Annotated in this window: 25 protein-coding genes; 12 read left to right on the top strand and 13 right to left on the bottom strand. The window is 32.8% G+C overall.

Annotated elements, in window-relative coordinates; genetic code table 11:
• Positions 1-16: 16 nt before the first annotated feature.
• From AC3WVA_RS17655 to AC3WVA_RS17670, 4 genes are all read left to right on the top strand, one after another.
• Entirely contained in the window at positions 17-1,003 is a 987-nt protein-coding gene (locus tag AC3WVA_RS17655) for an aliphatic sulfonate ABC transporter substrate-binding protein (RefSeq protein ID WP_492322069.1), read from the top strand.
• Between the two features lie 16 nt (positions 1,004-1,019).
• Entirely contained in the window at positions 1,020-1,868 is an 849-nt protein-coding gene (locus AC3WVA_RS17660; RefSeq protein ID WP_098346892.1) for an ABC transporter permease, read from the top strand.
• A 76-nt stretch (positions 1,869-1,944) separates the two neighbouring features.
• Positions 1,945-3,057, top strand: coding sequence for an FMNH2-dependent alkanesulfonate monooxygenase (ssuD, locus tag AC3WVA_RS17665; RefSeq protein WP_098880992.1), 1,113 nt, complete (start codon positions 1,945-1,947; stop codon positions 3,055-3,057).
• Between the two features lie 195 nt (positions 3,058-3,252).
• Complete coding sequence (locus tag AC3WVA_RS17670; protein ID WP_001289320.1) at positions 3,253-3,345, top strand: putative holin-like toxin; 93 nt, start codon at positions 3,253-3,255, stop codon at positions 3,343-3,345.
• Positions 3,346-3,574: 229 nt separating this feature from the next.
• On the opposite strand, the gene AC3WVA_RS17675 is transcribed toward AC3WVA_RS17670, so the two are convergent.
• Complete coding sequence (locus AC3WVA_RS17675; RefSeq protein ID WP_048525999.1) at positions 3,575-4,396, bottom strand: HNH endonuclease; 822 nt, start codon at positions 4,394-4,396, stop codon at positions 3,575-3,577.
• A gap of 148 nt (positions 4,397-4,544) precedes the next feature.
• Between AC3WVA_RS17675 and AC3WVA_RS17680 the strand changes: the two genes are divergently transcribed.
• Positions 4,545-5,630, top strand: a complete 1,086-nt coding sequence (locus AC3WVA_RS17680) for an AI-2E family transporter (RefSeq protein ID WP_098346894.1) — start codon at positions 4,545-4,547, stop codon at positions 5,628-5,630.
• A gap of 239 nt (positions 5,631-5,869) precedes the next feature.
• Here the strand turns inward: AC3WVA_RS17680 and AC3WVA_RS17685 are convergent, their stop codons facing one another.
• The 6 genes from AC3WVA_RS17685 to AC3WVA_RS17710 are packed head-to-tail and all read right to left on the bottom strand — an operon-like array spanning position 5,870 to position 6,857.
• A complete protein-coding gene (locus tag AC3WVA_RS17685) occupies positions 5,870-6,010 on the bottom strand; it encodes a YrzI family small protein (protein ID WP_048525997.1) in 141 nt (46 codons plus the stop codon).
• A gap of 25 nt (positions 6,011-6,035) precedes the next feature.
• A complete protein-coding gene (locus AC3WVA_RS17690) occupies positions 6,036-6,176 on the bottom strand; it encodes a YrzI family small protein (RefSeq protein ID WP_000669812.1) in 141 nt (46 codons plus the stop codon).
• Positions 6,177-6,203: 27 nt separating this feature from the next.
• On the bottom strand, positions 6,204-6,347 hold the full coding sequence (locus tag AC3WVA_RS17695) for a YrzI family small protein (protein WP_076538351.1): 144 nt from the start codon (positions 6,345-6,347) through the stop codon (positions 6,204-6,206).
• Positions 6,348-6,373: 26 nt separating this feature from the next.
• Complete coding sequence (locus tag AC3WVA_RS17700; protein WP_098346895.1) at positions 6,374-6,517, bottom strand: YrzI family small protein; 144 nt, start codon at positions 6,515-6,517, stop codon at positions 6,374-6,376.
• Positions 6,518-6,545: 28 nt separating this feature from the next.
• Entirely contained in the window at positions 6,546-6,689 is a 144-nt protein-coding gene (locus AC3WVA_RS17705) for a YrzI family small protein (protein ID WP_098346896.1), read from the bottom strand.
• 27 nt (positions 6,690-6,716) lie between these two features.
• On the bottom strand, positions 6,717-6,857 hold the full coding sequence (locus tag AC3WVA_RS17710) for a YrzI family small protein (RefSeq protein ID WP_048526242.1): 141 nt from the start codon (positions 6,855-6,857) through the stop codon (positions 6,717-6,719).
• A 440-nt stretch (positions 6,858-7,297) separates the two neighbouring features.
• Here AC3WVA_RS17710 and AC3WVA_RS17715 point away from each other — a divergent pair, with 440 nt between their 5' ends.
• The 7 genes from AC3WVA_RS17715 (at position 7,298) to AC3WVA_RS17745 (ending at position 11,579) form a co-directional block, all read left to right on the top strand.
• The gene (locus AC3WVA_RS17715) at positions 7,298-7,891 is read left to right on the top strand and encodes a DUF4825 domain-containing protein (RefSeq protein WP_098520484.1); all 594 of its coding nucleotides are present in this window, start codon (positions 7,298-7,300) and stop codon (positions 7,889-7,891) included.
• A gap of 14 nt (positions 7,892-7,905) precedes the next feature.
• Positions 7,906-8,394, top strand: coding sequence for a DinB family protein (locus AC3WVA_RS17720; RefSeq protein ID WP_098520483.1), 489 nt, complete (start codon positions 7,906-7,908; stop codon positions 8,392-8,394).
• 124 nt (positions 8,395-8,518) lie between these two features.
• Complete coding sequence (locus AC3WVA_RS17725) at positions 8,519-8,899, top strand: GntR family transcriptional regulator (RefSeq protein ID WP_098346899.1); 381 nt, start codon at positions 8,519-8,521, stop codon at positions 8,897-8,899.
• A complete protein-coding gene (locus AC3WVA_RS17730) occupies positions 8,896-9,768 on the top strand; it encodes an ABC transporter ATP-binding protein (RefSeq protein WP_098520482.1) in 873 nt (290 codons plus the stop codon). Before AC3WVA_RS17725 ends, AC3WVA_RS17730 begins: the two co-directional genes overlap by 4 nt.
• Entirely contained in the window at positions 9,765-10,436 is a 672-nt protein-coding gene (locus AC3WVA_RS17735) for a DUF4052 family protein (RefSeq protein WP_492322070.1), read from the top strand. Before AC3WVA_RS17730 ends, AC3WVA_RS17735 begins: the two co-directional genes overlap by 4 nt.
• 36 nt (positions 10,437-10,472) lie before the next feature.
• Entirely contained in the window at positions 10,473-10,952 is a 480-nt protein-coding gene (locus AC3WVA_RS17740; protein WP_098520481.1) for a CcdC family protein, read from the top strand.
• Between the two features lie 117 nt (positions 10,953-11,069).
• The gene (locus AC3WVA_RS17745) at positions 11,070-11,579 is read left to right on the top strand and encodes a 2'-5' RNA ligase family protein (RefSeq protein WP_098346903.1); all 510 of its coding nucleotides are present in this window, start codon (positions 11,070-11,072) and stop codon (positions 11,577-11,579) included.
• Positions 11,580-11,585: 6 nt separating this feature from the next.
• On the opposite strand, the gene coaW is transcribed toward AC3WVA_RS17745, so the two are convergent.
• The 6 genes from coaW to AC3WVA_RS17775 form a co-directional block, all read right to left on the bottom strand.
• Complete coding sequence (gene coaW / locus AC3WVA_RS17750; RefSeq protein WP_098346904.1) at positions 11,586-12,416, bottom strand: type II pantothenate kinase; 831 nt, start codon at positions 12,414-12,416, stop codon at positions 11,586-11,588.
• Positions 12,417-12,507: 91 nt separating this feature from the next.
• Entirely contained in the window at positions 12,508-12,906 is a 399-nt protein-coding gene (locus tag AC3WVA_RS17755) for a 3-hydroxyacyl-ACP dehydratase FabZ family protein (RefSeq protein ID WP_098346905.1), read from the bottom strand.
• Between the two features lie 56 nt (positions 12,907-12,962).
• On the bottom strand, positions 12,963-14,162 hold the full coding sequence (locus AC3WVA_RS17760) for an LL-diaminopimelate aminotransferase (protein ID WP_141539503.1): 1,200 nt from the start codon (positions 14,160-14,162) through the stop codon (positions 12,963-12,965).
• A gap of 532 nt (positions 14,163-14,694) precedes the next feature.
• Entirely contained in the window at positions 14,695-15,057 is a 363-nt protein-coding gene (locus tag AC3WVA_RS17765; protein ID WP_098346907.1) for a hypothetical protein, read from the bottom strand.
• Positions 15,058-15,226: 169 nt separating this feature from the next.
• Entirely contained in the window at positions 15,227-15,526 is a 300-nt protein-coding gene (locus AC3WVA_RS17770; RefSeq protein ID WP_048525984.1) for a hypothetical protein, read from the bottom strand.
• Positions 15,527-15,677: 151 nt separating this feature from the next.
• Complete coding sequence (locus AC3WVA_RS17775; RefSeq protein WP_048525982.1) at positions 15,678-16,880, bottom strand: MFS transporter; 1,203 nt, start codon at positions 16,878-16,880, stop codon at positions 15,678-15,680.
• Between the last annotated feature and the right edge of the window lie 58 nt (positions 16,881-16,938).

Genomic DNA, 16,938 nt, shown 5'->3' on the forward strand with positions numbered 1-16,938 from the left:
AAAGGGTGGATTATATATGAATAAAAAAGGAAAAGTTCTTTCTATTGCATTAGCTATATCTTTGTTTTTATTAGGATGCGAAAAAAGCACAGCAAGTAGCAAGAAAGAAGATGTAACAATTCAAATTGGTATACAGCAAGGGTTAAGCCCGCTATTATTAGCACAGAAAAAAGGATGGTTTGAAGAGGAGTTTAAAAAAGAAGGAGTTAAAGTGAAATGGACAGAGTTTCAAAGCGGACCTCCCTATTTTGAAGCGATCGCATCAAATCGATTAGACTTTGGCGAAGTTGGAAACTCCCCGGTTATTTCCGCGCAGGCAGCTGGTATTGAATTTACCGAAATTGCTAATACAAGTTATGCGAGGAAAGGAACTGGTATTCTAGTACAAAAAGATAGCAAAATTACGAGCGTAAAAGATTTAAAAGGTAAAAAAATTGCCGTAGCAAAAGGAAGTAGTGCATTTAATTTATTGTATCGAGCATTAGAAAAAGAAGGTATCAATGCGAAAGATGTAAATGTCATTCAACTGCAACCAGATGAAGCGCAGCCCGCATTTGAATCAGGATCAGTAGATGCATGGGCCATTTGGGATCCATTCATTTCATTACATATGTTAAATAAAGGAGCAAAGGTTATTACAGATGGTGAACGATTAAATGTTTCTTCTCCGGAATTTTTAATTGCAAGAACAAAGTTTGCGAAAGAGCATCCAGAATTAGTTGAGAAATTCCTTGAAGTTTATGAAAAAGCACGTGTATGGCAAGAGTCAAACATTGATGAAGCAATAAAAATATATACTTCTGCAAAGAAAATAGATGCAGAAATTGTAAAAGAAGTGTTTACTCATGATAAACCAATTTTAGTTCCAGTAACGAAAGAAATAATAGAGGAACAGCAAAAGACAGCGGATTTTCAATATAAACTCGGTTCTATAAAGAAAGAAATCAAGACAGATAAAGTTGTAGATAATTCTTTCGTAGAAAAAGCAGTAAAGGCGAAATGAAAAGAGGTTTTGTAAATTGGAGAATACGAAAGCTGTTATGAAAAGAGCAAGTATAACGATCGGCAAAAACAATGTAAAGAAAGTGCGAAAGACGAATGTAAAAGTGATAGTAAGAGCGATTACGATACCGATTATCGTATTAATTATTTGGCAGTTAGCGGGCGTATTCGATCTAGTTTCTAAAACAGTATTACCAACGCCATTGGATATATTTCTAGCTTTTCAAGAACTGATAAAAACAGGAGAGCTATTCGGTCATTTAAGTATCAGTGTATTCAGGGCTGCGGCTGGCTTCTTTATCGGCGGGAGTTTAGGAATTATTTTAGGAACGATTGTTGGATTTTCAACGAGAAGTGAGCAATATTTAGATCCGTCAGTACAAATGTTAAGAACTGTACCTCATTTAGCTGTGGCACCACTTTTCGTATTATGGTTCGGTTTTGGAGAAACATCGAAAGTATTATTAATTGCAGACGGTGCGTTTTTTCCTTTATACGTAAACGCGTTTTTAGGAATACGAGGTGTAGATTCAAAATTATTTGATGTTGCGAGAGTGCTAGAGTTTAGTAAAAGAAAATTAATTACGAAACTAATTTTACCAGCAGCACTGCCGAACCTATTACTTGGGGCAAGGTTATCATTAGGAGTTGCATGGGTGAGTTTAGTAGTAGCAGAACTTATGGGATCTACAGAAGGTATTGGTTATATGATTATGGATGCAAGGCAATTTTCAAATACAGACATTGTATTTGTCGGTATTATTATCTTTGCGTTCGTTGGGAAGTTTTCTGATTCACTCGTACGTTTACTAGAGGTGAAGTTTTTAAGATGGCGAGATAATTTTAAAGGAGAGACAGTGAATTAATATATAAATTATTAGGGGTAATTTATATAGAGTGTTTTAGTGGATTTTTCAAAACAATTAAGGGGTGTGTAATAGTATGGAATTGTTATGGTTTATTCCAGCTTATGGAGATGGTCGATATTTAGGAACGACAAAAAGAGGAAGAGCAGCTGAATATGGTTATTATAAACAAGTTGCACAAGCAGCGGATTATTTAGGATATACAGGTGTGTTACTTCCAACAGGTCAAGGTTGTGAAGATCCTTGGGTATTAGCATCGGCACTTGCCGCTGAGACTGAGAAATTAAAATTTTTAGTAGCAGTTAGACCAGGACTAATGTCACCGACGGTAGCAGCGAGGATGGCATCTACATTTGATAGAATTTCAGATGGGAGGTTACTTATTAATGTAGTGGCTGGAGGAGATCCAGTCGAACTGCAAGGGGATGGATTATACCTTGAACATGATGAAAGGTATGAAGCGGCGGATGAATTTTTAAAGGTTTGGAAATCGACTTTACAAGGTGAAACGATCTCTTTAGAAGGAAGACATATTAAAGTTACAGATAGTAAAGTTGTGTTCCCTCCAGTTCAAACACCGTATCCACCAATTTATTTTGGCGGATCGTCTGCGGCAGGTAAAGAAGTTGCAGCGGAACACAGTGATGTATATTTAACGTGGGGAGAGCCACCAGAGCAAGTGAAAGAGAAAATAGAGGAAGTAAAAAAACTTGCGGAAGAGAAGGGGCGTACGGTACGATTCGGCATCAGATTACATGTAATTGTAAGAGAAACAGAAGAAGAAGCATGGGAAGAGGCTGAAAAGTTAATTCAATATGTAGATAATGAAACAATTGAGCTTGCTCAAAAAACATTTGCAAGATATGATTCAGTCGGGCAAAAACGGATGACACATTTAAGTAAAGGTTCGAGAGAGTCATTAGAGATAAGTCCTAACTTATGGGCTGGCATTGGGCTTGTAAGAGGGGGCGCAGGTACTGCCCTTGTAGGAGATCCGCGCACAGTAGCAGAAAGAATAAAAGAATATGAAGCGTTAGGAATTGATACGTTTGTTTTATCAGGATATCCGCATTTAGAAGAAGCGTATGAGGTGGCAGAACTGTTATTTCCTTTATTGAAAGAGGAAAAGAAACAAGGAACTAAAATTGTTGGTGAAATGATTGCGGATGCATATGCATTAAAAAAATAGTGAGGATTAAAGTTTCACCTATGTTTTGCTTCATTCTGTTTATTGTCTGTTAATACGGGATAAAAAACCCGCAAGTATTTCACTTGCGGGTTTTCATCGTAAACTATTAGAAAATATGGTAAAATTAAATAGTAACTTAAGGTACGGTTGGTTGTTCAATTATCACTTCTCCAAGTAGGAGGGGGGTGATAATACGTGAGTGAAATAGCGTTGCTACTGCAGGGTGGACTGTTTCTCGTTGCATTGTTAACGTTCGTCGTCGTTTTAATAGACAAGCTCAAAAAATAACAACCCACCTATGCCAATAGAATGTGGGTTGTTTTGTTTGTAAGAAACAAATAGGATAAATGAACAATCCAATCTGCTAAGTTACGTGGACTAGTGTGTAGCCGCACACTAGTCTTTTTTTATTTATATACAATTAATAATTAGTTTATGTGATTGTATTGTTCTTTTCATACTTATTATAACACAGTGTCTTTTCATCAAGAAAGGAGACCGTATGTTCTGATTTCGATTAAATAGAAGGGGTTTTTTCTTTAAATAGCCCATCCATATACTGTTTTAAAGTTTGGACATAAAATTCCTGCTTACTTACATTATTTACACCGACAATTGGTGATGAAAGTTCATATCTCTTTTCTGATAAATGAACGACAACATCAAAGATATCAAATAGACGAATGAAACAGAACAGGCCATCTTTATCACTTAATAAAATAAAGTAATGGTTTTCACTATTTGTATTTAATGTATTCCATAAAGAACTTTTGCTTAAATCGCGCACGATGCTCTTTTCTTTTAATTCCATGAAATCGGCGTTTGATAGAATGTTAGAGATATCAATCGCATCTGGATCTTCAAAATAGCCATCAACAGTTTGTACAGCGAAAGTATACGCCATTTTCAATACACTCATTTTATATTTACGGTTATCTAAAAGTAATTCACGTTGAATAGAGCTAGCTACCTTCGTTACACGTTCTTCTTTCCAAATTTCGTTATGTAGTGAAATATCGTGCTTTTTACATAGTTTCATAATTAATGCGTTGGAATAAAGTATTTCATCACTTACTTCAACAACATCTGTCTCAGCAGCCGCAAGTTCTTCTCCATGCTCATTCGTATAGAGGGGGGAGTCAATTTGTTTTTTCATTTGCTCAATCTTATATTGGCTTAATTTATGCCGAATTAAGGGACGATCAATATTTGTTGTCATTTGTTCATGACAAGTATCACAAATTGAGTTTGTGAAATAATATCCACATAATATTTCTGGGATGACATATTGTTCACTAAGTTCTTTCGTATCTTTTCTGCAAATGATGCATTGTGTCATTTTTATCACCTTTACCTGCAAATTTGTATGTAATCTCATTGTAGTGTATTTATTGGCATTTTGGAATATTGTAAAGGAAAATATTATGTGAAATTGTAGAGTATTTTGGTACAATAAAGAGAAGTGCTAGTTTAAAGGAGGAAGTTTTTTGAAATCGAAAGTGCACTTTTGGACATTAGAAGTGCTAATGGTTGTAGCGATCATATTTATTTGCACAAAAATATCGTTTTTATTTCAACCGATTGGTATCTTCATATCAACTTTGTTTTTCCCAATCTTAATCGCGTTATTTTTATACTTCATATTTAACCCATTGTTAGTCTTTTTGGAGAATAAAAAAGTACCTAGAAATTTAGCGATTTTACTGTTATATCTTTTTATCATAACATTAATTGCAGTTGGTGTTGGGGTAGTTGTTCCAACAATCTCACAACAGTTAATGGATTTAGTAAAAAATATGCCAGGTTATATTAAAGAGGGAAAACTATACATACAAGATTTATCCCATCATAGATTGTTTGAATGGTTATCTACACAAAACTATGTTTCCATTGAAACAATTGAAAAAAATGTAATTGAGTACTTAAAGGATATACCAAACACAATTACGTCGAGTGCAACGGCTTTATTTGGTATTATCACGAACGTTGCATTAGTGATATTCACAGTACCGTTCATTTTATTTTATATGTTTAAAGATGGACATGCATTCCCAGGGAAAGCAGTTAGTTTATTACCTGAGTCTTACCGTGAAGAAGGACTTCGTATCATTAAGGAAACGAATGAAACATTATCTGCATATATTCAAGGGCAAGCGCTCGTTTGTATATTTGTAGGTGCTTTTACTTTTGTCGGTTATTTAATTATCGATTTACCATACGCTTTCGTTTTAGGAATTATAGCAGCATTTACAAATATCATTCCTAACTTAGGTCCATTTATCGGTGCAGCACCAGCTGTTATCGTAGGTCTGTTCGTATCTCCGATGCAAGCGTTGTCTGTAATTATTATCGTAACAATTGTACAACAGTTTGAAAGTAACATCATTTCACCGCGTATTATGAGTTCAAAATTAAATATCCACCCGTTAACAATTATTATTTTAATTTTAGGGGTAGGTAACTTTGCGGGAATTATCGGAATGATTTTGGCAGTGCCAGTTTACGCAGTAACGAAAACAGTTGTATCGAACTTAGTGAGACTGTTTAAGACGAAACGAAATAACCGAAAATAGTAAATGTTGAGAAAGATACACCGCTTTTTTAGTGGTGTATCTTTTGTTTGTTAATCATTTTTAAAAAGTGTAGTGATACAATTTTATTATATATTTATTACATATCAAATGTAGCGGGAAAATTGTATGATATAGCCTCAAAAACTATGTGGAATCCCTCTGAACTATCCAAATCATTTCCCTAGAGCGTGCTATCAACATCATAATCGACTCCTTTCAAGTTTTATATTTTTAAAGAATTATAGGTGAGAGTAGTATTTGCTTCTACGATCTCGAATTTCGTCTATAACCTGTTTATATTGTTGTTCTTGTTTTAATTCAGCATCAGTATAGTTTTTTTTCTGGATTGTAATTGTTAAAAAGAATAGGTGAAACTTCATGATATATTCCTCCTTTCGAAAGGAATTATAGATGGCTACAGTAGTGACTTTGGCGTTCTTTTACATCTTCCATAGCTTTATTAATTTGATGATCATGTAATATCTCGCTGTCGGAGAACTTAGTTTTTTGAATCGTAATGGTTAAAAAGAATACTTTAAATTTCATAAATGTATTTGCCCCTTTAAAAGTTATTTAGAAAAGACGACTGTAATAAGAAGCTTGATGCTCTTTCACTTCGTCCATAATAGATTGAATGTGTTGCTCACGCAAAATCTCATTTTGAGAAAGCTTACGTTTTTGAATGGTGATAGTTAAAAAGAATGCTTTAAATTTCATAAGTGTATTGCCCCTTTAAAAGTTATTTAGAAAAGACGGTTGTAATAAGAAGCTTGACGTTCTTTCACTTCGTCCATAATAGATTGAATGTGTTGTTTACGTAAAATCTCTTTCTGTGAAAGTTTACGTTTTTGAATGGTAATCGTTAAAAAGAATGCTTTAAATTTCATTAGGAAAGTGCTCCTTAAAAATATATTTTTAATACATATGTGTATAATATGAACTTTTAATGTCAGTCAGTTTATCAGTCAGTTGTTTTATTTGTTGTTTACGATTGATTTCAGCTTCAGTTAAAGTATTCTTCTGAAGTACAGTCGTAAAAAAGAAAATATGAAAAGTCATAAATGAATTCCTCCTTTCGAAAAGGAATTACATGTGATCACAATAAAGTACTTGGCGCTCCTTAACATCATTCATAGCTTTTTCTATTTGCTCATTATGAAACATTTCATCTTTAGAAATTTTATTTCTTTGAATCGTAATACTTAAAAACAATACGCTAATAGTCATCGAATGTTGCTCCTTTCTTAAAAAAATGATGTAAGAGGCTAAAAAATCGCACAAAAAAGCCACAGGAAGATATAGTTCTCCTATGGCAGGGCGTGGAAAAGCCACAGGAAAGTATACGACCTCCTGTGGCGAATTTATGAATTAATCGAAATAATGTACGATTTTCAATTCTCCATTAGGTTGGTCGAATTCATATTTAATTGTCCAGAAAACACAGGTGCAGTTAACGCTAAAGTTAAAGCATGCAATTGTAATTTCATCATTTCCTTCGACCTCCTTTTAGAATATTTTTCTTACGTTAGTAAGTATATACAATTAATGGATAATTGTAAACAGAAAAAGTGAAAATTTTTAATTTTGATTAAAATGCGTATATTTTAAAGGGTTTTGAGAAGGTGTATTGTAATTAACGAAATATCGATAAAAATGGGGGATGCTAAATGAAATATATGCATCGTATTGTAGTTGTTATGCTAACAATTTTTTTATTTATTACTGCTTGTTCTAGCGGAGAAAGAATAAAAGAAATATCTGATGTGAAACCTGGTGACTTTAAGAAATATGCTGGAACATATGTTGGTAATAACTCAGATGTGGTTGCAATTGTTAATCATTTACCCGGTGGTGATACATTTCAAAGTATTAGTTTAGAGAATGAAAGTATAAAGGTGATCTATGGTGCAAAAGGAAATGGAACCCTTACAGAAGAAATGGTTGAGACGTATTGGTTTGATAATAAGGATACGATGGAGAAGAATTTTCTCTTTAACATTACTTATCTAGCAGTTTTAGTACCAAATGCAAAAGGTTACGAGTTTCAAGTAGAAAATAAAAAATTCATGATAAAAAGAAAAGAAATACTATCAATACTGTATGAAAAATTTGATGATTTTCCAAAAGAAAATGATATATGGGATAAAAAGAAAGTAGTAAAGTTCCTTAACGATAATAATGAAAAAATTACAATGCTTATACATGATAAAGAGTTTCGGAAATCTTTATTTACTAAATATCCAGTGCAGCAGTTGAAATGATGGGAGGAGAAAAGGTGGAGTTAGTATACAAAATTACTTATCATAGAATGAAGGAGCATTATTTACATAAGTTAGTACAAGCAATTAGGTTCGTTAGTGAAGATGAATTGTGGAAAGAAGGAGCTTCTGTTAACTCAATTGGTGGAATCGTACTACATATTTGTGAACATATACAGAGAAATACTAGTCGTTATAAAGATCCAAATATAGTTTTTGAAAAGGGAATCGAGGAGTATTTTCCAGTAAAACGACAACGTACTGAAGTTTTGCTACAGTACGTTAAAGAAGTATTTGATGAATGGGGAAAAGCATATATACAAGCATGGGAAGAAAAAAAGTATATGGATCTTCATAGTGTATTACATTTAGTGGAGCATACAAGCTATCATTTAGGGCAAGTAGTAGATCGTACGAATTCTATAAAGGGACAACAGTTTCACTTTTGTCAAAATGGAATAAATGAAAAGAATTTGAGAACGAGAGTTGAAACTTCTAAATTATAAAAGAGAGTCATTCTTAAACGAATGACTCTCTTTTTTTGTATAAGAAATTTATGGAAATAAATATTTTTATGTGATATGGTTAATTACATAAGTAATTAACCTATGAACCTAAGGTGGTGAAATTGTGAAACCTACTCTGGAGCAAAATAAATTAATATACTTGCAAATTGCAGAAACGATTGAATCTGATATTTTAAAAGACATATTACTTGAAGAAGAACAAGTACCATCAACAAATCAATTTGCGAAGATGTTACAAATAAATCCAGCTACTGCAGCTAAAGGGGTAAACGTATTAGTGGATGAAGGGATTCTATATAAAAAGAGAGGGATTGGGATGTTTGTTGCAAAGGGAGCGAAAGAAGTCGTACTTAAAAAAAGACAAAATACTTTTATGACCGAATATTTACCTAAAGTATGGGAAGAAGCAAAAGTATTAGAAATATCCAAAGATGAATTGATGGAGATGATTCAAAAAATTACGAAGGAGGGGAAAGAGGGATGATTGCACTTGAAACAAAAGATGTAACGAAAAAATATAAAAAGAAAGTAGCAGTAAATGAAGTAACGATTTCATTGGAAGAGCATAAAATATATGGTTTGCTTGGTAGAAATGGAGCAGGAAAAACGACACTATTAAATTTGCTTGCTGGTCAAATTACTTCAAGTAGTGGTAGCGTATCAATATTTGGTGAACATGTTTTTGAAAATAGTAAAGCGATGCAAAATATTTGTTTTGTGAGAGTGAAAGAAGAAGCGCATTTCAGTTATAAAGTAAAAGAAATTTTTAAGATGTGCAGTATGTTTTATAAAAACTGGGATGGAAAGTATGCAGAAGAACTTGCCGATAAATTTCAACTTAATATGACAGCAAAATACCATAAACTATCACACGGCATGCAAACTGTTGTAGGAATTATTCAAGGACTAGCGAGTAGGGCGCCAATTACTATTTTTGATGAACCAACTACTGGTTTAGACGCAGCACATCGTGAGTTGTTTTATAGTTTACTACTAGAAGATTACGTTGAGTATCCACGAACAATTATATTATCAACACATTTAGTAGAAGAAGTAACCCATGTGATTGAAGAAGTAATCATTATAAAAGAAGGAAAACTAGTTGTTCAATCATCAGTGGAAGATTTATTACAACAAGCTCATATTATTTCAGGAAAAAAAGATAAAGTAGATAAGTTTGCAATCAATAAGAAAGTAATAAATCGAGAAGTCTATGGAAATAAAGGCATTACTGTTATATGGGAAGAACTTTCTAATGAAGACTATTCCTCTCTTGAAAAAGAAGGTTTAGTAATTGATAGAATTACATTACAAAAACTATTTATTCACATAACTGGTGGTGAAGTGAAATGACGATGTTAATGAAGCAGTTGAAGTTACATATAAATTTTCATTATAAAGCAATTTTAATATTTTGGATTGTAGCTTTATTAATAAAAGGGGCTTTAAATGCTGCTCATTTATATGGAACAAACATTGGTTATTTACCTGAAATTATAAATAACCCTTCAATAGCAATTATGTTATTTATAGTAGGGAGTGTTTTCATCATACAAGATGAGCTATTTCGTTTAGCTATTTCATTCGGTGTTACAAGAATACAATATTTTATCGGAGCAATTTGTTACATTGTACTTCAATCTGCATTATTTTCATTGCTTCAAGTTATGCTTCTACAAGATTTAAAATATAACGTAGTAAATGTTAATTTTGGGGAGCAATCGATACAACAGTTTATTTTGCAATTTTTATTTTATATTACAACAGCATGTTTCTTTCAAGTGGTAGTAGTTTTAAAGCAACGATTTAAGTGGATTGGTCTTATGATTGGTGGAACGCTTTTCTTATCAACAAATAGTGTGCTTTATGGAGAGGCGGGAGTAACCAGTTTATTATTTACGAGTGATGTATCCTCAGTAGATATTCCATATTTTACTGTTATTTCAATTGGATTAACTGTGCTTTATATCATAACTAGTAGTATATTTATTCGAAAAGTATCATTCGAAAAATCGATTTAAAATAGTTTTAGATTACTATAGAGAGAAGGATAGCAAATGGGAGACACATCTTCACTCATTACAGTTTTTTTATGCATTGCACTACTAATATTTTGGCGTCGTTATCGATCTATGTATAAACCTATAACGGGAACTGGGATACGTATTTTGTGGCCATTATTATTTTTAACACCGGGTGTTTTATGGTTTTTTGGTCCCGTACATCCAGCTATATTACAAGTAGTTATAGCAGTATCGATTGGAATTCTTCTCGCCGCACCACTTATAGTTTTAACAAATTATGAAAGAAGAGATGATGGGAATATTTATACGAAAAAAAGTGTAGCTTTTTTAATTACTTTCATTCTACTGGTTATTTTAAGGTATGGTTTAAGGCAATATATTGTAGATTTAGATAAACAAATGATTGGTTTATTATTTTATGTTGTTGCAGTATCGTATATCATTCCGTGGAGAATTGCTTGTTATATAAAATTTAGGAAAGTTTGGCGGGAAAATAATAATCATGTTATATAAGAAAAAACTTTTCTTTTGAGAAGTTTTTTCTTTTTATATGTAATTGAAATCATTTGTTGAAGTGCAAGCTACCATACAATATGATGAATATAAAAAGAGAAAGTAGGGGATATAAAAATGCGTACAATTTTACTTTTTCTAAACGACATGTCTATTAATGAAATAGAGGACATTAGGAAAAAACATGATCCTTTATTCGGCTTAATTCCGCCGCATATTACAGTTATATTCCCATTTGAAAGCTCGATTTCAAATGATGAGCTGAAGTTACATATTTTAAAATTATCAAAAGGGATACAAGAGATAGAAATTGAATTTGCGAATCAAATTACGGGTGAAGGGGAATATTTATTTTTACGAGTTGAAAAGGGGCAAAAACAAATTGAAGAACTACATGACTTGCTATATACAGGAGCCTTATTACAATTTTTGAAAGAAGATATTCCGTACATACCGCATGTAACAGTCGGGAGAAAAGAAAGTGCCGAGTTAGCTACTGAAGTAGCTAAGGAAATTCATAGTTTCCCTGAAAAGTTACAATGTGTAGTTGATAGAATTAGTGTAGAGAGAATTGGAGAGAAAGGAGAATCGATAATTGAGTTTGAAGTACCGCTGCAAAAAAGCTGACAAGTGTCAGCTTTTTTTATCTGAAACATGAAGTAGAGCACCAATCGCACCGCTATTACCACCATCTTGTAAAAAGATGGGTGTTTTATTTTGATATTTTGTGTAGCTACTAATAATATTTTGAAGGTGCACGTTATTACATAGAGTCGAACCAATGTAAATAATAGGGTCAATGTTTTTTGTTTCGGCGAATTGAAGGCTTAATGCAGTAACGACTTCACCAACAAGTCCTTGTGCAGTAGCAAGTATATCTGAGCTATTATATTTTGATTCTGAAATAGCGGCTTTACCAAAATTGCTAGCAGTTAAGCTATTATCAAGAGGTGAGAGAATGCCACCATAAATATCTCCAACCGTAATATCTAGTTCTTTTCTAGAGCCTATTTTTGTTAAAGGAATCAGATCTTCAAAATGATCTATATTTGTTAATAATTTTGAAAGCCCCATAATAGTACCTCCGCCAACACCAGTTCCACCAGCACGAACATATTTGTCATTATAAACGTAATGAATGGAAGTACCTGTACCGATATTTGTTAAAATAAAGTTGTTTAAATCATATTTTTCTTCTTTTAATATGTATCGTACACCTACAAGAGTAGCTTCAAATTCGTTTAGTTCTACAATTTTATATGAGTCTGAAAGTAGTTGCTGTAATTGTTTTGCTTTACCACCTGTAATACATATTTGTTTTATACGAGTATTTTTCTTAAGCCAATCTATTATTTTATCTTGTTCATTTGAATAAAATTTTTCAAAAGCTAATTGCTTTTGTTCGTTCAAATAAGCAATTTTCGTTAATGTTCCTCCAGCATCGATACCGATAGTACTTTCCATTTTCCTGCCCCTAACCAAGTGATTTATTTACGTTGTTCATGTTAGTAAAACGAATTTGTAAGATATAGATTCCAGTAGAATTACATCGTCTCTATTCTGCTTTATATATTAATAGCTTTTCTATCATTACAATCGGCTGATTGTTAACAGTTGCAGTACCTGTACCGAGAATAAAACCTCGACGATTACGAGTTAGCTCATAATGTAAATCCAGTTTATCACCAGGATATGCTTTTCCGTGGAATTCAACCCCATCTAATGAGGAGAGGAAGCCTAGTCCTTCAGATTCACTCGTTTGTACAAATGCACTAAGCTGAGCAAGCGCTTCTACAATTAACATATGAGGCATATGTTTTTGACTATCATTTATAAACCACTCGTTATTTGTAATAAGTTTATATCCTGTAACGGATTCACCTTGTTTTACATTTGTTATTTTATCAATCATTAAAAATGGATAACGATGGGGAAGTGTGTCTGTAATATGCATATGAAAGTACCTCCAATGAATAATACCCCTGCTACAGTTAAGCAGGGGAGCTACCATTAATTTTTAACTAATTCATTTACTTTTTCAAGAGAAAAAATACCGCTATTTCTAATGTTTTCAACAACTTGTTGTAACACTTCTTTATCTTGAACGAGTGCAATACGTACAAAGCCTTCTCCGTGAGGTCCGAATGCATGACCTGGTGTAACAACGACATTCGCACGATCCATTAACGCATAAGCGAAATCTATAGAAGTCCAGCCTTTCGGAATTTCGGCCCAGACAAACATACTACCAGCTGGTTTATCAACATTCCAACCAAATGTTCGGAATCCATCAACTAAAGTATCTCTACGTTCTTGATAAATACGGCGGTTTTTCTCGCAAAACGAAGCGCCATTTCTTAGTGCAGCTGATGCTGCTTTTTGAATTGGTAAAAATACTCCGTAATCTGTATTTGATTTAAATTGCGTAAGTGCACGAACAATTTCTTCGTTTCCAATCATATAACCAATACGGCTACCTGCTAAACTATAACTTTTTGACAAAGAGTTGATTTCTACGCCAACTTCTTTAGCACCAGGTACAGAGAGGAAGCTAATTGGTTTTTTACCATCAAAATAAAATTCAGCATAAGCAAAATCATGGACAACGATAATATTATGCTTTTTCGCGAATGCGATTACCTCTTTAAAGAAACCTTCATGAGCCATTGCTGGAACTGGATTTCCTGGGAAGTTTAAAATCATCATCTTTGCTTGATCGGCGATTTCTACAGGGATAGCATCTAAGTTAGGTAAAAAATCATTTTCTTTCTTTAAAGGCATGTAATAGGATGTTGCACCAGCCATTTGGATCCCTGTTTCATAAGCTGTATATCCAGGGTCAGGAACTAATATAATATCTCCCGGATTCGCATAAACCATAGGTAAATGAACGAGTCCATCTTGTGAACCCATCAATAATAAAACTTCTTTATCGGCATTTAATATAACATTATGAGTGTTATTGTAATATTCAGTTACAGCTTCGTGAAATTCTTGAATCCCACTTAATGTGTATCCGTAGCTTTCTTTTTCACTTGCTGTATGTACCATTTCTTCTCTTACGAAGTCAGCAGGCGGCATATCAGGATTCCCGATACTTAAATCAATCATTTTGTGACCTGCTGCAATTTTTTCTTTTTTATAAACCCCTAATTCACTAAATATAGAAGATTGGAATGCTTTCATTCTAGTTGCTAACGTGTAAGTCATCAAAACCCCTCCTAAAAACAGTGCTTTCTATCTTCGTTTTTAATTATTCTGAAAACACATGGTTACATTTTATCATTTTTTTATGAAAATTAAAACGATTGACAAATTTAGAGGAGGGATTAGTCTTTTTTGAAAAGGAGGCTGTAAATAAGGATTGGTTAACTGGACTGTCTATTATATCTTTCTAGATGGTTTAGGATGTTTTATAGTTTTTATTAAGTATATCCCGCATATTTTGGATGAAAAAGAACACGAAAACGAGGCCTAATATACCAATGAGCCAATAGTATGAATTTCCTGTCGTGAATTTTTCGTAAAATAAAAATGTACTCCATAAGATTAGGATAATGGAACAGATTGTTGATACAATTAATGAACTTAAACTTCTCAAAAAAAGCACCTCACATTAAAATATTGTTATTATATAATAATACATTTGAATTTAAAGATTTAAAAGGGGGAATATTTTGAGTTAGCTTTGTAAAATAAAAATAACGCAGAAAATATTTTCTGCGTTTTATATGAAGTGTAATCATATCTTTTTATATGTACATAATTTTTCCACTGCATAAAAGTATACATTTAATTTGCCATCGATAACTTGTAAAGTTTGATCTGATGTAAACGAGTTACCATAATCAATGTGATATACATTAGAATTTTTGACAAAGGAACCTTTGTATAAATCTTCTTTTTGCTTCGTTGTTTGCATTTCCACTAAGTTTTGAACAATTTTTTCTTTCTTTTCTTCTTTTACAACTGTTTCAAATTTATAAGATGCAGGGCAAAGCCCATTTTTGTTATCAACGACTTCCCAAGAGCCGTATATATCATTATTGCTACAGCCACTCAGTAGAACGAAGAATATTGGAATAATTAATAAAACCTTTTTCATTTTGTACTCCTTTCTTTTCATTTTTAATAAACGTGCGAATACGATACGAATATTGTAATAAAAAAAGTTTAAATTTTTATAAAGAATTATTTAATTTCATATAAAAATTTAGAGGGAATTGAAAAGCATGAATCTAATGGAAAGTTAGATTCATACCGAGTACTATAGTCTATGTTATGTCTCTTTTGAGGAATAATAAAGAGGAAAGTAGGATCACAATTCCATTTAAAATATATATAATTGCAACAATGAAGGCTAGGCCACCAGCTCCAAATCCAGCTTTATCGAATATAGAAGCGAATGCTGTGATAGTCAAAAAGATAATAGGAGTCAGTAATAAAAATATGAAACCTGCGATAATTCTTCTTTTAAAGTTATGTCCAGATAAGGAAATCGCTAAAAAGTTTATGATACTAAACAGAGCTAATACAAAAATAAAGATAATAAATAACTGCATACCATCAGACATTTTCACACCTCCTGTATATATCTTGTTAATGTACTGTATTCGAAAATAAGAGGGGGTACTCCTTTAAATAATTTCAATAAGCGTAAGAAAGAAGGTTTTATATAATAAAGAAGCATGGATTAATCTAATAATCCATGCTTCTTTAATTATGTTATAAATTTGCAGATTGTGAAGGTTGTTTTTCATATTGTTTCTGCTTAGATAGCGATATGAAAATAATTAATAATGAAATAACACCGAAAATGAGTACCATATATTGTAGTCCAATCGTATCTAAGAAGAAACCTGTGCCGAGTAAAACGATTTGGAACATAACTCTCTCAAACATATTACGGAATGAGAAGAGGCGGCCATGATAGCTTTTTTCCACTTTCGTTTGGAAAATTGTCGACATAATAGGGAAGAAGCAACCGACACTAAAACCAAACAAACCAAATGATGTAAGAGACATCCATTTTATATCGCTAAAGAACAATGATAGGTGTGCAAAAGCGGTACAAACTGCAAAGAAATATAATAATTTTTCAGGTTTGAAATGGTCAGATAAACGTTTAATAACGAAGGCCCCTAACATAAATGCGACACCTTCAATTGTATAAATAAACCCTTTAATCGTTGGATCATGTTGCATTTCACTTATGTTAATTACCATTAAATTAAATCCGGCTATAAATAATAGAGGGATAATACTTAATATAAGTGCTGTAAAAGCAATAGGAATTCCTTTTAATATACGAAATACTTCCATAAAGCTATTATCTTTTGCAGCTTGTTTACTTGGTGTTGTTGATTTCTTATCTTCGAATTGTAGGAAAAAAGTTGAGAAGAATAATAAAGCGTACGCTGCCATTGAGAAGGCATACATATACTGTAAACTCATTACAACTAAAAGAATTCCACCTAGTGAAGTACCTGCAATACGAGCGATTGTACCTACATTCATATGTACACCATTCATCTGTAATAACTCATGCTCACGTACGATAAGTGGAATTACAGATTGTAATGCAGGGAAGTAAAATGCTGCTGAAATTTGAAGAGCAACCATAAATGCAATCATAAAGGCGATGCTTTCAAATTGGATAGCGAAAAACATAAAAATAACACTAATAACGCGACCGAATCCAGCGTAAAGAAGAACTTTTTTCTTTTCATACTGATCAATGACGCGTCCAGCCATGGGACCGACTAGAACACCTGCTAATAATCCGATAAATAATATTACGGATTTCATGAAATCCGAAGGGACATATTTTTGCATAAATTCAAGGTTACCAAGAATACCAAGCCATAACCCTAGACCAGCAATAAACTCCCCAATTAAAACAATCCAAACATTTTTGTTGCGCCACATAATATAAAACCTCTCCGTCTTTTAAAATGAAAAACTCGTATATAAAACCTCCTTATTT

The organism is Bacillus sp. EB106-04-02-XG92, assembly GCF_058791995.1.

What these genes read in the sequence shown, in the direction of transcription:
- AC3WVA_RS17770 (WP_048525984.1), bottom strand. Translation starts at nt 15,526, where the DNA reads ATGTCTGATGGTATGCAGTTATTTATTATCTTTATTTTTGTATTAGCT.
- AC3WVA_RS17740 (WP_098520481.1), top strand. Translation starts at nt 10,473, where the DNA reads ATGGGAGACACATCTTCACTCATTACAGTTTTTTTATGCATTGCACTA.
- AC3WVA_RS17755 (WP_098346905.1), bottom strand. Translation starts at nt 12,906, where the DNA reads ATGCATATTACAGACACACTTCCCCATCGTTATCCATTTTTAATGATT.
- AC3WVA_RS17685 (WP_048525997.1), bottom strand. Translation starts at nt 6,010, where the DNA reads ATGAAGTTTCACCTATTCTTTTTAACAATTACAATCCAGAAAAAAAAC.
- coaW (WP_098346904.1), bottom strand. Translation starts at nt 12,416, where the DNA reads ATGGAAAGTACTATCGGTATCGATGCTGGAGGAACATTAACGAAAATT.
- AC3WVA_RS17705 (WP_098346896.1), bottom strand. Translation starts at nt 6,689, where the DNA reads ATGACTTTTCATATTTTCTTTTTTACGACTGTACTTCAGAAGAATACT.
- AC3WVA_RS17655 (WP_492322069.1), top strand. Translation starts at nt 17, where the DNA reads ATGAATAAAAAAGGAAAAGTTCTTTCTATTGCATTAGCTATATCTTTG.
- AC3WVA_RS17700 (WP_098346895.1), bottom strand. Translation starts at nt 6,517, where the DNA reads ATGAAATTTAAAGCATTCTTTTTAACGATTACCATTCAAAAACGTAAA.
- AC3WVA_RS17730 (WP_098520482.1), top strand. Translation starts at nt 8,896, where the DNA reads ATGATTGCACTTGAAACAAAAGATGTAACGAAAAAATATAAAAAGAAA.
- AC3WVA_RS17745 (WP_098346903.1), top strand. Translation starts at nt 11,070, where the DNA reads ATGCGTACAATTTTACTTTTTCTAAACGACATGTCTATTAATGAAATA.
- AC3WVA_RS17675 (WP_048525999.1), bottom strand. Translation starts at nt 4,396, where the DNA reads ATGACACAATGCATCATTTGCAGAAAAGATACGAAAGAACTTAGTGAA.
- AC3WVA_RS17775 (WP_048525982.1), bottom strand. Translation starts at nt 16,880, where the DNA reads ATGTGGCGCAACAAAAATGTTTGGATTGTTTTAATTGGGGAGTTTATT.
- AC3WVA_RS17710 (WP_048526242.1), bottom strand. Translation starts at nt 6,857, where the DNA reads ATGACTATTAGCGTATTGTTTTTAAGTATTACGATTCAAAGAAATAAA.
- ssuD (WP_098880992.1), top strand. Translation starts at nt 1,945, where the DNA reads ATGGAATTGTTATGGTTTATTCCAGCTTATGGAGATGGTCGATATTTA.
- AC3WVA_RS17715 (WP_098520484.1), top strand. Translation starts at nt 7,298, where the DNA reads ATGAAATATATGCATCGTATTGTAGTTGTTATGCTAACAATTTTTTTA.
- AC3WVA_RS17690 (WP_000669812.1), bottom strand. Translation starts at nt 6,176, where the DNA reads ATGAAATTTAAAGTATTCTTTTTAACCATTACGATTCAAAAAACTAAG.
- AC3WVA_RS17760 (WP_141539503.1), bottom strand. Translation starts at nt 14,162, where the DNA reads ATGACTTACACGTTAGCAACTAGAATGAAAGCATTCCAATCTTCTATA.
- AC3WVA_RS17765 (WP_098346907.1), bottom strand. Translation starts at nt 15,057, where the DNA reads ATGAAAAAGGTTTTATTAATTATTCCAATATTCTTCGTTCTACTGAGT.
- AC3WVA_RS17735 (WP_492322070.1), top strand. Translation starts at nt 9,765, where the DNA reads ATGACGATGTTAATGAAGCAGTTGAAGTTACATATAAATTTTCATTAT.
- AC3WVA_RS17695 (WP_076538351.1), bottom strand. Translation starts at nt 6,347, where the DNA reads ATGAAATTTAAAGCATTCTTTTTAACTATCACCATTCAAAAACGTAAG.